General features: G+C 53.4%; 15 protein-coding genes. 6 read left to right on the forward strand and 9 right to left on the reverse strand.

Annotation, left to right across the window (positions count from 1 at the left end; translation table 11 throughout):
* Positions 1-50 precede the first annotated feature (50 nt).
* A complete protein-coding gene (locus EVJ28_RS10620; RefSeq protein WP_131457492.1) occupies positions 51-587 on the reverse strand; it encodes a CvpA family protein in 537 nt (178 codons plus the stop codon).
* An 8-nt stretch (positions 588-595) separates the two neighbouring features.
* Positions 596-817, reverse strand: coding sequence for a cell division protein ZapA (gene zapA / locus EVJ28_RS10625; RefSeq protein ID WP_016508139.1), 222 nt, complete (start codon positions 815-817; stop codon positions 596-598).
* Between the two features lie 210 nt (positions 818-1,027).
* On the opposite strand from zapA, the gene EVJ28_RS10630 reads away from it, so the two are divergent.
* The 3 genes from EVJ28_RS10630 to EVJ28_RS10640 all read left to right on the forward strand — a co-directional run bounded on the left by EVJ28_RS10630 (position 1,028) and on the right by EVJ28_RS10640 (position 3,097).
* Positions 1,028-2,242: a dicarboxylate/amino acid:cation symporter gene (locus tag EVJ28_RS10630; protein WP_131488893.1), complete on the forward strand. Its 1,215-nt coding sequence runs from the start codon at positions 1,028-1,030 to the stop codon at positions 2,240-2,242.
* A 162-nt stretch (positions 2,243-2,404) separates the two neighbouring features.
* Positions 2,405-2,857 (forward strand): GNAT family N-acetyltransferase, encoded by a 453-nt coding sequence (locus EVJ28_RS10635; protein ID WP_236634135.1) that lies wholly within the window; start codon positions 2,405-2,407, stop codon positions 2,855-2,857.
* A 42-nt stretch (positions 2,858-2,899) separates the two neighbouring features.
* A complete protein-coding gene (locus tag EVJ28_RS10640) occupies positions 2,900-3,097 on the forward strand; it encodes a hypothetical protein (RefSeq protein ID WP_236634136.1) in 198 nt (65 codons plus the stop codon).
* Between the two features lie 33 nt (positions 3,098-3,130).
* Here EVJ28_RS10640 and EVJ28_RS10645 read toward each other — a convergent pair whose 3' ends face one another.
* Complete coding sequence (locus EVJ28_RS10645; RefSeq protein ID WP_131457498.1) at positions 3,131-4,444, reverse strand: murein hydrolase activator EnvC family protein; 1,314 nt, start codon at positions 4,442-4,444, stop codon at positions 3,131-3,133.
* A gap of 295 nt (positions 4,445-4,739) precedes the next feature.
* Positions 4,740-5,258, reverse strand: a complete 519-nt coding sequence (locus tag EVJ28_RS10650; protein ID WP_131457500.1) for a VanZ family protein — start codon at positions 5,256-5,258, stop codon at positions 4,740-4,742.
* A gap of 160 nt (positions 5,259-5,418) precedes the next feature.
* Between EVJ28_RS10650 and EVJ28_RS10655 the strand changes: the two genes are divergently transcribed.
* Positions 5,419-5,895 carry a glutathione peroxidase gene (locus EVJ28_RS10655; protein WP_070327773.1) on the forward strand — a complete coding sequence of 159 codons (477 nt, stop codon included), beginning with the start codon at positions 5,419-5,421 and terminating at the stop codon, positions 5,893-5,895.
* 43 nt (positions 5,896-5,938) lie between these two features.
* On the opposite strand, the gene EVJ28_RS10660 is transcribed toward EVJ28_RS10655, so the two are convergent.
* Positions 5,939-6,859 (reverse strand): CAP domain-containing protein, encoded by a 921-nt coding sequence (locus EVJ28_RS10660; RefSeq protein ID WP_131469674.1) that lies wholly within the window; start codon positions 6,857-6,859, stop codon positions 5,939-5,941.
* 21 nt (positions 6,860-6,880) lie between these two features.
* Positions 6,881-7,327 (reverse strand): MarR family winged helix-turn-helix transcriptional regulator, encoded by a 447-nt coding sequence (locus EVJ28_RS10665; RefSeq protein WP_131469675.1) that lies wholly within the window; start codon positions 7,325-7,327, stop codon positions 6,881-6,883.
* A 117-nt stretch (positions 7,328-7,444) separates the two neighbouring features.
* Between EVJ28_RS10665 and EVJ28_RS10670 the strand changes: the two genes are divergently transcribed.
* Entirely contained in the window at positions 7,445-7,858 is a 414-nt protein-coding gene (locus EVJ28_RS10670) for an organic hydroperoxide resistance protein (RefSeq protein WP_131457506.1), read from the forward strand.
* A 97-nt stretch (positions 7,859-7,955) separates the two neighbouring features.
* Positions 7,956-8,813, forward strand: a complete 858-nt coding sequence (locus EVJ28_RS10675) for a metallophosphoesterase (protein WP_131457508.1) — start codon at positions 7,956-7,958, stop codon at positions 8,811-8,813.
* 94 nt (positions 8,814-8,907) lie between these two features.
* Here EVJ28_RS10675 and EVJ28_RS10680 read toward each other — a convergent pair whose 3' ends face one another.
* From EVJ28_RS10680 to abc-f, 3 genes are all read right to left on the reverse strand, one after another.
* Positions 8,908-9,810 (reverse strand): cation diffusion facilitator family transporter, encoded by a 903-nt coding sequence (locus EVJ28_RS10680; protein ID WP_131457510.1) that lies wholly within the window; start codon positions 9,808-9,810, stop codon positions 8,908-8,910.
* Between the two features lie 117 nt (positions 9,811-9,927).
* Positions 9,928-10,701 (reverse strand): hypothetical protein, encoded by a 774-nt coding sequence (locus EVJ28_RS10685; protein ID WP_131488895.1) that lies wholly within the window; start codon positions 10,699-10,701, stop codon positions 9,928-9,930.
* Positions 10,702-10,713: 12 nt separating this feature from the next.
* The gene (abc-f, locus tag EVJ28_RS10690; protein ID WP_131469678.1) at positions 10,714-12,411 is read right to left on the reverse strand and encodes a ribosomal protection-like ABC-F family protein; all 1,698 of its coding nucleotides are present in this window, start codon (positions 12,409-12,411) and stop codon (positions 10,714-10,716) included.
* Positions 12,412-12,766 lie beyond the last annotated feature (355 nt).

Raw genomic sequence — 12,766 nt, forward strand, 5'->3', positions numbered from 1 at the left:
TACAGAAAAGACCGAGACACAAGCGCTTGCTTGCATTCCGGCCTGTCGTGTCACAGCATCTTATTCGAGAACCAGTCAGATAGGTATGGCGTGTCCTGGATGATGAACGTCGCGAGCGACGAGTTGTCGACCGCATTTTGGACGCCCGCCATCGGGACGAACGCGATCACCCAAAGGATGAAGAACGTGATGACGTATGACTCGAAGAATCCGAGCACGGCACCGATGATGCCTTTCAATTGGCGCAAGATCGGCAAGTCCGTCAAGAAATCGAGCATCGACAAGATGAGATGCAAGACGAGCTTCGTGATCAGGAACAAGATGACGAACCAGAAAACATTATAGAATATCATCTCGATGCCTGACAGTGAGTTCAAGTCGAGCACACCGCCCGGTAACGTCCCGTCAAGTTGTGACGGATATGGAATCCAAAGCTTGAACGCTTCGGCGAGATCCCGGTAATAGGCGTTGGCGACAAAGAAACTGATGATGAGCGCGACCCAATGGCCGAGCTGGAGGATCGCTCCACGGCGGAAGCCGTTAATGATCCCGATAAACAAGAAAAACAGTATAAGTAAAGTAACCATGGATTGATTTATTCTCCCGTATTTCGTTTAGTTTTGACGTGATCGCTCGCAATCTGGATGGCGGCGAGGACCGCTGCCTGACGAGCGTCTAGCTGAGGGGACTGTTCACGAATCTCGCGGATTTTACTATCGACGAGAAAGCCCACTTCCCTCACATGATCGGCTGACTCCTCGCTAACAATCGTATAGTCTTGCCCCGCAATGTGAATCGTTGTTCGTTGTACCTGCACGTGTCACCCCTCCTTTACGTCTGTTCAAAATTAATCATAACATCGTTTGTATATTAGGAAAAGGAGAAGACCCCTTCCTTTTTCCCGCTAACATTTTGTGATACCCTGTTCAGAAGTTGTCAAACGTCAATCTTCAGTAAAATTCGAAGATAGGCTGGCAACACGCAGGGAAATGTGCGAAAATAGCAACAATTCAAACATTTAGAAAGGATGATTTATTTGAAATTAAGGATTGGTCTTCTAGGCCGCATCATCATCGCTATCGCTTTCGGGATATTAGTCGGTAGCATCGTACCAGAAAGCCAGAACTGGATTGTACGGACGTTCGTCACGTTCAACATGGTCTTCGGACAATTCTTAGGCTTCGCCATCCCGCTCATCATTCTCGCCTTCATCATTCCAGGTATCGGGGAACTTGGAAAAGGCGCCGGGAAACTAGTCGGCTTGACGGCCGCGATTGCTTACGTATCGACGATTGTCGCCGGTACACTCGCCTACTTCGCGACGAGCAACCTGTTCCCACAGATTTTAGCACGCAGCACGGCATCAGCTGAAAACCCAGAAGAAGCACTCTTGAAAGGTTTCATGGAGTTTGAGATTCCACCGGTATTCGGTGTCATGACGGCGCTCATTCTCGCGTTCGTCATCGGAATCGGGATCGCCGCGATCGAGAGCAAACGCTCACTCGACCTCGCCATGGACTTCCGCGATATTATCGAACTACTCATTAGTAAAGTCATTATTCCATTTTTGCCGATCCACATCGCCGGAATTTTCATGAACATGACGTACGCCGGCCAAGTTGCCGAGATTTTGTCGGTGTTCTCGCTCGTCTTCGTCACGATCATCGTCCTTCACGCGACGATGCTCATGATTCAATATTCAATCGCAGGCGGGCTCAATAAAGAGAATCCGTTCAAACTGCTCAAGACGATGATGCCAGCTTACTTCACAGCTATCGGCACACAGTCGTCAGCCGCGACGATCCCGGTCACGCTTCGTCAGGCAAAATTGAACAAAGTCGATGAAGGCGTCGCCAACTTCGTCGTCCCGCTCTGCGCGACGATCCACTTATCAGGCTCGACGATCACGCTCACATCAGTCGGTGTCGCCCTCATGTACTTGAACGGCATGCCGATGTCATACGCGATCGTCCTCCCGTTCATCCTCGCCCTCGGCGTGACGATGATCGCGGCGCCAGGTGTTCCTGGTGGGGCCGTCATGGCATCACTCGGATTGTTCGGGTCGATCCTCGGATTCGATGCGACGATGCAAAGCCTCGTCATCGCGCTCTACTTGGCGCAAGACAGCTTCGGTACGGCGACGAACGTCACAGGTGACGGCGCCATCGCCAAAATCGTCCATTACTTCAAACGCAACACGAACTTGCTCGACGACGCGAAAGCGCGCGAAGACATCGCTTAACGAGTTACTAGCTAGACAACGGGTAAGCCTTACGGTTTGCCCGTTTTTCATACATATACAGAAAGGGTGTCGGAAAAAGTTCATGCCGAGACGTTCGGTGCCATGTGGGAGGGACGGACGAATGGAGCAACGTCGACGTTCATGTCGTAAGGGCTCTATCGATTGGACCGCGTCAACGACATCGTTCTGGCCGGCGGGTCGATGCGCCAGGCGACCAAGTCCGACCAACCTCTTTTAGAGACGTGGTACCGTGCCTTTGAACAAGATTCGGGACTCGAACCATCACATGACGAAAGAATGGTCGCTGTCGTCACTTCAATGATTGATAACGACGACGCCTTCATCTGGGAAGTCGACGGCACACCCGTTTCGTGCGCAAAGCGCTCCCGCCCGACGTTGAATGGCATCACGGTGTCTTTCGTTTACACAGCTCCCGCGAAACGCGGAAACGGATACGCCCGCAGTCTCGTCGCCGTGCTCAGTCGCCGATTGCTCGAAACGAAATCGTTTTGCACGCTCTACACCGATTTGACCAACCCGACGTCAAACAAGATTTATCAAGAAGTCGGCTACCGGCCGATCATGGAATCTTCGTGGATCCGGCTCGCTAGATGAATCATCCCGCCTCCCCTATACTAATAGGTGGAGGCGATTTTTATGAGGAACTGGTGGAAGCAAATCCCGAAACGAGTCCGTTCGGTCGTGTCGACCGTCTTCGTCGGCTCGATCGTTGCCTACATGCTGATCGTCGGTGGCATGAGCGTCTTCGCCGACCCGAATCTCGACACGCTCTTGCTGAGCGTCATCGGGGCCGCCTTGCTGACGTTTATCGCTTATCAGGCAATAAAAAAGTGATCGACGCGTTCGTCGATCACTTTTTGTATACGTTTAGAAGAATGAAGCTGGGTTGACCGTGCTGCCCGCGCTCGAAGACGAGTACGAGTAACCGCCACGGTGAATCTCGAAGTGCAAGTGCGAACCAGTCGAGTTACCTGTGCTACCCATGCCGCCGATGTTCTGACCTTGCGAGACACGTTGGCCAGCCGATACCGACACCGAGCTCAAGTGAGCGTAGACCGTCGTCCAAACTTGTCCGTTCAAGACGTGCGTGATGATGATGTGGTTCCCGTAGGCGCCGCCCCATCCTGCCGTCGTGACCGTACCTGTTTGCGCTGCATAGATCGGTGTGCCGACCGGTGCCGCGATATCAAGACCGTTGTGGAACGTATAACCGTTCACACCACTTGCAGGTCCAAAAGGTTGTGTGAGACGGCCGCTAGCAGGGCGTTGGAACATGCCGCCGCTTGCCGGTGCCGCCGCTACAGGTGTTGCCGCTGACGCGCTCGGCTTGCTTGACGAACCTTGTTGCTTTTGTTGTTTCGCTGCTGCTGCAGCTGCCGCCGCTTCCGCAGCCGCTTTACGTTTCGCTTCTTCAGCCGCACGACGTTGTGCTTCGATTTCTGCCTTGATTGAAGCTTCTTGTGCTTGGAGCGTTGATTCCATTTCTTTCAAACTCATCAATTTCGATTCGAACTTGATTTTTTCAGCGTTGAGCTTCTTGACTTTAGCCGCCCGCTCTTTCATTTTCTTGTCGAGAGCTGTTTTACGTGCTTCAAGTTCTTGCTTTTGTTTAACGAGAGCGTCGCGCTCGGCTTTCAATTCAGCCTGTGCTGTCGCAAGCTTTTCTTTCGTCGCCTGGTACTCTTCAAAAATCTGCTTGTCGTTCTCTTGAATCGTACCTGCTGTGATCATACGAGTAAGCAAGTCACCGAAGTCTTTTGATCCGAAGATGAACTCAGCCCAGTCGATCGACCCGCCGCCGTTCTTTTGCATCGTTGCCATGCGCTCTTTCATAAGTTCTTCTTGTGCTTTCATTTTTGCTTCATACTGCTTGATTTGTTTTTCAAGCGCGGCAATTTTTTCTTGCGTAGCACGGATCTCAGCTTTCTTTTGTGCGACGTCGTTGATGACGTCTTGGAGTTCAGCGTCTAGCTTATTGATTTCTTGCTGCTCTTTGCTGATCGCTTTTTCGCGTGATTGGATCGAAGAGTTCGCTTTGCTCTGCTCAGTGCTATTCTTTTGTTGCTGCTGTTGGACCTTTTTTTGCTTGTCTGTAAGTGACGCTGCAAAACCAGGTGTCGTGCCGCTGATTAGAAGAGCGCCTAAAGTGACGGTTGCTGCAAGTTTCTTCAAGTTAATCAATGTGCTTACCTCCGCTGAGTCGTGTGAATTTCTATAGAATAATAGATGAATGAGTTCTGTATAGTTTTGCGAGAATCCGTCTCGCCCTGTGACTCATTATAGCAATCTAAACCCAAAGTTATTTTACACTTATATTTCATTCGCGTTACATTGACCTGATTTAGGTTTTATCCTCGCTAAAACGTGGGTATTTAACGGGCTCAATCAACAAATTGTCACAAAATATGAATTTAGTAAAAAAGAAAAACGCTTTATGAAAGCGCTTTTCAAATAATGACCTATACTATTTTTTTATCTACCTGACCGATACATAACCTCTCCGTTGGTGTTTGTTACGCTTTCTGACGAACAGATAATAGCCACCGAAGAGCAGGACGCCACAACAAGCGCCGAAGCTGTCTAATACGACATCTTGAATGAGCGGGGTGCGTTCCGGGGTCAGACTCTGATGAAACTCATCAAAGATGGCGACCGTGTTCGCGAGCGCCCAAGCGAACAACAACACGAGCCACGCGTTCAGTCTCGTCCGCGACACGGCTTTGACGAACAACGCACCTAAGGCGAAGAAGACCGTGAAGTGTGCCGCTTTCCGAATGAGGAATTCGATCAAGCCGGCGCTTCCTTTGTCTTCGAGCGAAACCGGGCTGCCGGCGTAGTCGAAGTCGACAGTCGAGAGGATTGGTTCGGCCCACGTCCAATCGAAGCGATCGAGCGGTGAGACAATGCTTTGGTCTGAGTACGGCGTCGCACTCGAGACGAACAAGCCGATCAGGATCAACGCGATCCAAATGAATTCATTTTTCAATATGTACATAACACCTTTCCTTTCTACACCGATTCATTATACGGGTTCCGTTTGATTTCATTGTAACAGCGACCTCATCGTTTCGTGACAATTTGATTGCGGACAACCGCTTCAAAGTCGTTCGCGATCGAACGGCTTGCTATAATGAACATAAAAAAGGGGGAATCAGATGATGATCTATCAGTACGAAGCAGCCGACATGAGCGGCAAGCTACAGCCTTTATCCAAATACGAGGGGGACGTCCTCTTGATCGTTAACACGGCGAGCAAGTGCGGCTTCACACCTCAATTAGACGGCCTTGAAAAGCTATTTGAGCGCTATCAAGGTCAAGGTTTCCATATTCTTGGCTTCCCGTGCAACCAGTTCGGCAACCAAGACCCGGGCTCGAACGAAGAGATCAGCGAGTTCTGTCAATTGAACTACGGCGTGACGTTCCCGATGTTCTCGAAAGTCGACGTCAACGGCAAAGACGCCCACCCGCTCTTCCAATACTTATCGAAAGAAGCACCTGGCCTGCTCGGCTCGAAAGCGATCAAATGGAACTTCACGAAGTTCCTCGTCGACCGGAAAGGCAACGTCATCGAACGGTTCTCACCGCAGACGACACCGGACGAGATCGAGCGAGCGGTGAAACGCCTGCTCTGACCGCTAAAAAGGATGGTCCGCCCCTCTAAGGCAGACCATCCTTTTATCGCGGCGTGATGAAGTTGATCGTATAGAACGGGCTGTTGTCGTCATTATAGACGAGGCCGACCGAGGCGTGCGTGAAGTCCCGCTTCAAGATATTCTCGCGGTGACCGAGCGAGTTCATCAGCCCCCAGTGAGCGTGAAAGACGCTCATCTGCCCCATCGCCAAGTTCTCCCCGGCGAGCGAGTAGGCAAGTCCGGCCTCATTCATCCGTTCGAACGGGTCGCGTCCTTCGGGGTCGATGTGGCTGAAGAAGTTGTTCACTGCCATGTTCTCACTATGCGCCCGGACGACCGGGAGCAGCGGCTCATAGTCAGCGAGTGCGGATAACCCAAACTTTTGACGGTCCCAGTTCATGAGCATACGCATGAGCGTCTCGTTGGACACGATGCTCTCGGCCGAGACGTCTCCATAATACCCGGCGCTCGACTCCTCGACGCTCCGTTCAACCGAAAGGATGCCTTTCAGCTTGTCTTCGTCATGTTGGTCAAAGAACATCGTGACGTAATTGCCGTTCATCGCATAGACCGAGAACGAAGGATCGTCCGGGATCAAGTAACGTTTCAACCCTTTATCATAAGACTTCACTTCGTCGAAGCCGATGTTCTCGACTTGTTGTCGTGTCGTCTGATCAAGGACGAGCCCTTCGAACGTACTGCCCGACTCGAATTGGTATTGCCCTTTTTTGGCACCATCCTCGTCGACGAGCTCAAGCGTCCGGTCGCCATTTTTCTCGAGCAAATACCAGTCGTGACCGGTATATTGGCTCGCGAACTGCGGGGCGTCGGTCGCGACGCCCTCTTCCACCACTTCCGTCGACTGCACCTGGACGCTCGTCGGCGCCGATACGTTCGGCACCTCATAGTTCCAAGCCGTATATAGACCAATCCCGATCAATAGAATAAACAGTTTACGAAACATATCGTCTCCTTTCGTGAGAACCTAGCCCTGTTGCTCACCGAATTCACGCAGACGCGATTTGATATCGATAAGCATCTCCATATAAGCGAAATAAGTCGCTTCGTCTATATTTAGCATACCACTCACTTTGACTGGCACGTCCTCGGCCTGCTCACGCAGTGCGCTGCCCGACGCAGTGAGCGACACCAACACCCGGCGCTCATCCTCGGTCGCCCGAACTTTCTCCACATACCCGAGCTGGGTCAACCGTTTGATGAGCGGTGACAGCGTACCCGAATCAAGCGTTAACCGTTCCCCGAGCTGTTTCAAATCGATGTGATCTTCTTCCCATAAAACGAGCATGACCAAATACTGGCTATATGTGAGTTTGAGCGGCGCTAAGATCGGCCGATACAAACGTGTCAATTCTTTTGAGGCGGTGTAGAGCTGAAAGCAAATCTGATGCTCTAATGTTAACGAACTTTTCATATAAATTCCTCCGGCTAAAGTCTTAGGTCAAGCATATCACTTGAATATCTGTTTGACTGCCCTATAATTAGATTGTGCACAACTTAATTGTTAAAAACGAAACGGAGGAATTAAATTATGAAACCACTATTCACAGCTTCAGCAACAGCTCTCGGTGGCCGCGAAGGTCGCGTCACATCTACGGACGGCGTCATCGACTTGAGCGTCGCGATGCCAGGAGCGAAACAAGCAGAAGAGTCGACGAACCCTGAGCAATTGTTCGCAGCCGGATACGCAGCTTGCTTTGGCAGCGCGTTGAACCTCGTCATCGGTAAAGAGCGCGTCAAGACAGATGGCACGAGCGTCACTGGCCACGTCACACTCAACCAGAACGACGAAGGTTTCTTCATCTCGGTCGAGCTCGAAGTCGAAATCAAAGGTGTCGACCAAGCAACTGCTGAGCGTCTCGTCGAAGCAGCGCACCAAGTGTGCCCGTACTCGAAAGCGACACGCGGCAACGTCGACGTCAAATTGACGACAAACGTCGCCTAATCTCCCGCCCGCTCCAATATGAGCGGGCTTTTTTTTGCGTCCATACCTATTAACAGAGTAGAATGAAGAGACAAACATCCGACCGAGGAGGGACACGATGCTAAAAGGAAAACGAAAGTACATCACGTTCGCCATCGTGGTCGTCTTTCTGTTCGCCGCTCTTTACAACGGGCTGACGATTAGAGAGTACGAGCTGACGACCGATAAGCTCGAAACTGGTCAATCGTTACGCGTCATCCTCCTCTCGGATTTGCACGGCTATTCGTATGGCGAGGACCAAAAAAATCTGATTGAGAAAGTTCGTGAGCAGCAACCTGACTTGATCGCGCTTCCCGGTGATTTGCTCGACCGATACCGCTCACCAGACGCCGCTTTCGAACTGATCGAAGGGCTACAAGGGATCGCCCCGATGTATTTCGTCACCGGCAACCATGAAATTGATGAATCAAGTGATTTCGTCCGGCACGACGTCAAAGACGTGTTTCGTTCGTTTGGTGTGATCGTGCTCGAGAACGAAGCCGAGACCGTGACGGTCAACGGGGTCGAGCTCATCATCGGCGGCGTCGAGGACCCGCTTCGCACGTACGCCGAAAACATATACGGGAACTGGGAGCAAGACGTCTTGACGGCACTTGACGACGTCGAAACGGACGACACGTTCAGCCTGCTCTTGTCCCACCGGGCGGAACAAGTCGAGACGTACGCCGAGCTTCCGTTTGACCTCGTCTTGTCGGGCCACGCCCATGGCGGCCAGGTCCGTATCCCTTATCTGTTGAACGGGCTTTACGCGCCTGACCAAGGCTTCTTCCCAAAATATGCGGGTGGCCTGTATGAACACGATTCGTTTACCCATATCATCGGCCGCGGCTTCAACTACACAGTCAGCGTACCGCGTATCTTCAATCCACCCGAGATCGTCGTCATCGACATCGCGGGCACCGGGACTCCTTTGTGAGTCCCTATTTTATGTTTGCAGACGACTGCGTCAAAGTCGTCCTGAAACCATAACAAAAGCGGTCCCCGACTCTTGTCAGGGACCGCTCGTGCGTTTACCAGATCGTTCGTTCCTCGCAGTGTGCCGTCTCCCGTTCGATTTGAACGGTCGAACGACCGAACGACCCATACTGCTTCATCCGCTCCGTCACATCGTGCAGCACGCGTTGATCATCTGTCGTTTTATCGATCAACACGTGGCACGTGACGGCGTACTCCTCAGACGTGATCGACCAGACGTGGAGGTCATGCACTTCTTTGACGCCTTCGACGGTCGCAAGGTCACGCTGCATCGCCACGACGTCGACTTTGTCAGGCGCCCCTTCCATCAAAATATGGACGGCGTCCCGGGTCACGCGGTACCCGCTCACCAAGATGAGGAGTGCGACGAACATACTGGCGATCGGATCAGCGAGCGTCCACCCGAACATTAGAATGAGCAGCGCCGCTGTGATGGCCCCGACCGATCCGAGCAAGTCTCCGAACACGTGCAGGAGCGCGCTCCGGACGTTCAAGTTGTCCCGCTCGCCGCGCATCAAGATCCACGCCGCGAGCACGTTGACGAGCAACCCGATGACGGCGATGGCGAGCATGCCGCCGCTTAAAATCTCTGGTGGCGCGAACAAGCGCTTATACGCCTCGATGATGATATAACCTGAGATGACAAGGAGCGTCAATCCGTTGACGAACGCCGCCAAAATCTCAAAGCGGCGGTACCCGAACGTCTGGTTCGGTGTCGCCTTCCGGGCGCCGAACCGGACCGCCAAGAAACTGAGCCCGAGCGCTGCCGCGTCGCCGAGCATGTGCCCCGCATCCGATAAGAGCGCTAGGCTGTTCGTCCACAGACCGCCGATGACTTCGACGACCATGAACGTGACGATCAACAGAAATGCTAGCAGTAATGCTCGTTGATTCGTTGTGTGGTGGTGGCCTTCGTGGCCATGATCATGTTGTTCCATGCGTCATCGCTCCTCTCTTCTTTCATTATATCCCTTTTCTCCCTATCATTCAAATGTTCGTTTGAATGAAATTGAAAAAAGAAGCGCCGACAGGATGCACCCTCTCGACGCCAGCACTTATTTTTGTTCGATTCGGACCCGCATGACCCCGTTATACGGGAACAGCTTCAATTGAAGCGTCTCCCCGTCATACCAGCTGCCCGCACTTTGGGCGCTCGACGCCTCAAGTTCAGGCGTCACGGCCGTCTGACGGTCCCAATCGATCGCTTTCACTCGTTGGTCACGCACCATTAAAAAGAAGCCGTTATAAAAGTGGTACTCGTTCACTTGGTCGCGCTGGACGGACGCCGGTGCCCCGAGTGTCGACCGGACCGTCGCTACGTCTTGTCCGAGCCAGTCCAAGGCAGACGCTGAAGCCGTCGGCACGACCGTTTGCCACGCCTGTTCCACCTCATCGTCCGAGACGCTAGTCGCTTCCTCGGTCACACGCGCTTCCGTCACCCATCCGGTCGTCCGCTCGTTCAACTGAAGTTTGACGAATCCACTGACTGCTTCGAGCCGTTCGAACCGGTCTCCAAGATCCGCCTCATATAGAACGGTCACACGATCATCGGCATACACTTTCGTGTACGGTGTCGCGATGTAGACGACGTTCTCACTCGGCTCTTCTTCAGTCGCTTCCTCTTCAGGTTCCGCCTCTGTCCCGCTATCGACTTCTTTTGTCGAGATATTGTCCGACTCAGGCAGCGCCGTCTGCTTTTGCGAATCGATGTACGCCGCGAACGCGATGACACCGATCAATGAAGCGATCAACAAGACCGCCGTCGCTAACCGTAACAACCGTTTTCGTTTCCTTGACGCGGCCCGTGATGACCGAACTTCTTCCTTCATTATTCTCCACTCCTACTCGTTTCGTCTCATTTGTTCCGATTCGTCAAACGGCTTCACGTTTCCTGCCTCGTCGACAAATTTTTGTTCGTCGCTCGTCAGCGCCTCGAGCGTCTGAATCGTCGCTTCGACGTCGATGGGGGGCGTGTCTTGTCCGGCTTCTAAAATCCGCACCGTCTCGCCGAGCTCGATCGTCCGGTCCGTCAGCTGATGGAACGTCCGGTCGTGCGAGATGAGGATGAGACCGCCCCGGTAGATCGATAAGGCCGCCTCGATCTGTTCGCGTGTCGCGACGTCTAAATAGTTCGTCGGTTCATCGAGCGCGAGCATGTCTGCGTCCGAGAAATAAAGGATGAGGAATGCGATCCGACACTTCTCGCCCATGCTCGCCTCACGCATCGGTTTATAGACGTCGTCACGACGGAACAAGAAATGGGCCAGGAGCGTCCGCGCTTCCGTCTCCGGAATGTCGCTCGCGGATAATAGTGCGTCAAGCAGCGTCCCATCCTCGGGCAACCGCTCGAGCGTCTGTGAGAAGTAGCCGATTTTCAGTTTCGGATGGCGATGCACAGCACCCTCGTTTGGCTCAAGCTGCCCTAAAAGCAGCTTCAACAGCGTCGTCTTGCCGCTCCCGTTCGGTCCGACGATCGACAGACGGTCGCCCCGATTGAACGTGAACGAAAGATGCTCGAACAACGGCTCGTCATATCCGAACGCGACGTTCTCGACCGTGATCCATGTCTTTGCCTCAAGCGGTTCCGCTTGGAAGCGGACCGAAACGCGAGCCGCGTCTTTCGGTTTGTCGGGACGCCCTTGTTCGAGCTGGTCGAGTTTTCGTTCCCTTGCTTTCATCTTGACGGCAAGGTTCGCCGCTCCTTTCTGGGCACCGGGACTGCGGACGCTCGCCGTCGCTTTCGCCTTCAAGTGCCAGCCTTTGTACTGGGCGATCATATCGAGCAGTTCCGACTTGCGCGCCACATAGCGCGCGTGGGCCCGCTCGTCACGCACCCGTTCCTCGGCTTTTTGCTGCTTATAGGCGCTATAGTTGCCCGGATAGCGGACGACCTCGCCGTCACTCAGTTCAAGGATGACCGTTGCGACGTCATCGATGAACTGGCGGTCGTGGGAGATGGCGAGCACCGTGCCCGGAAACTCACGCACCCAGCGCGTCAGCCAGTCGATCGAGTCGACGTCGAGATGATTCGTCGGCTCGTCGAGCAAGACGACGTCGACGTGACACATCATAAGCCGGGCCAATTGTGCCCGCGTCTGTTCGCCGCCGCTCAAGTCAGAAAGCCGTCTTAATCCCATTTCGTCCATGCCGATTCGTTTCAACGCTTGGTTTGCCTCGGCCTCGAGTCCAAAAGCGTCACACGCCATCGCCTCGTCATACACCGCAAGCACGCGCTCCGTGTCGCCTGATGTGACTTCTTCGTACAAACGGAACCGTTCGCCGTCACCTTTCATGACGTACGCGAGCGTCGTCCCATCCCCAACGAACACGGTCTGTTCGACGACACCGACTTTTCCTGCTACTTCGATTCGACCGGCCTGAGGGCTCAGTTCACCGACGAGCAATTTGAACAACGTCGTCTTCCCTGACCCGTTTTGGCCGAACAAGACGGCCCGTTCGCCTGTTGACACGTCGAACGAGACGCTGTCAAATAGCGGTTGCTGGTCGTAGTCGAACCGGACTTGATGTACAGATAACATAGTTGTCTCACCTCGCTTATTAGTCCGCTACGCGATGAAACAAAAAACACCATTCGCTAGAAAGCGAGGGCACTGAAAAACTTCAAATAATTTTGAGCAGAGGAGCGTCATCCCGGATGGGATGGCGCTCCTCTGCTTTCATTGCCCTTCAAGCCGCCCTGTCCGGCACGCCGCTTTCCTGGGGGCGGTCAGCGAGCCGCATCGCGACGATGTCGCTGCTGGGTCTCGCCTTGCCCGCTGTTCCCCCGGGAGTCGGCGTGCCCTCGGGGCGACGCTGTACGTCCTTGCCGTTTCGGACTAAACTGGCTATAACTACACATCCTGGAGGCGATCCCGATGATGCCAGACCTGCCGA

This window comes from Exiguobacterium sp. SH3S3 (assembly GCF_004337115.1).
Lineage (GTDB): Bacteria > Bacillota > Bacilli > Exiguobacteriales > Exiguobacteriaceae > Exiguobacterium > Exiguobacterium aurantiacum_A.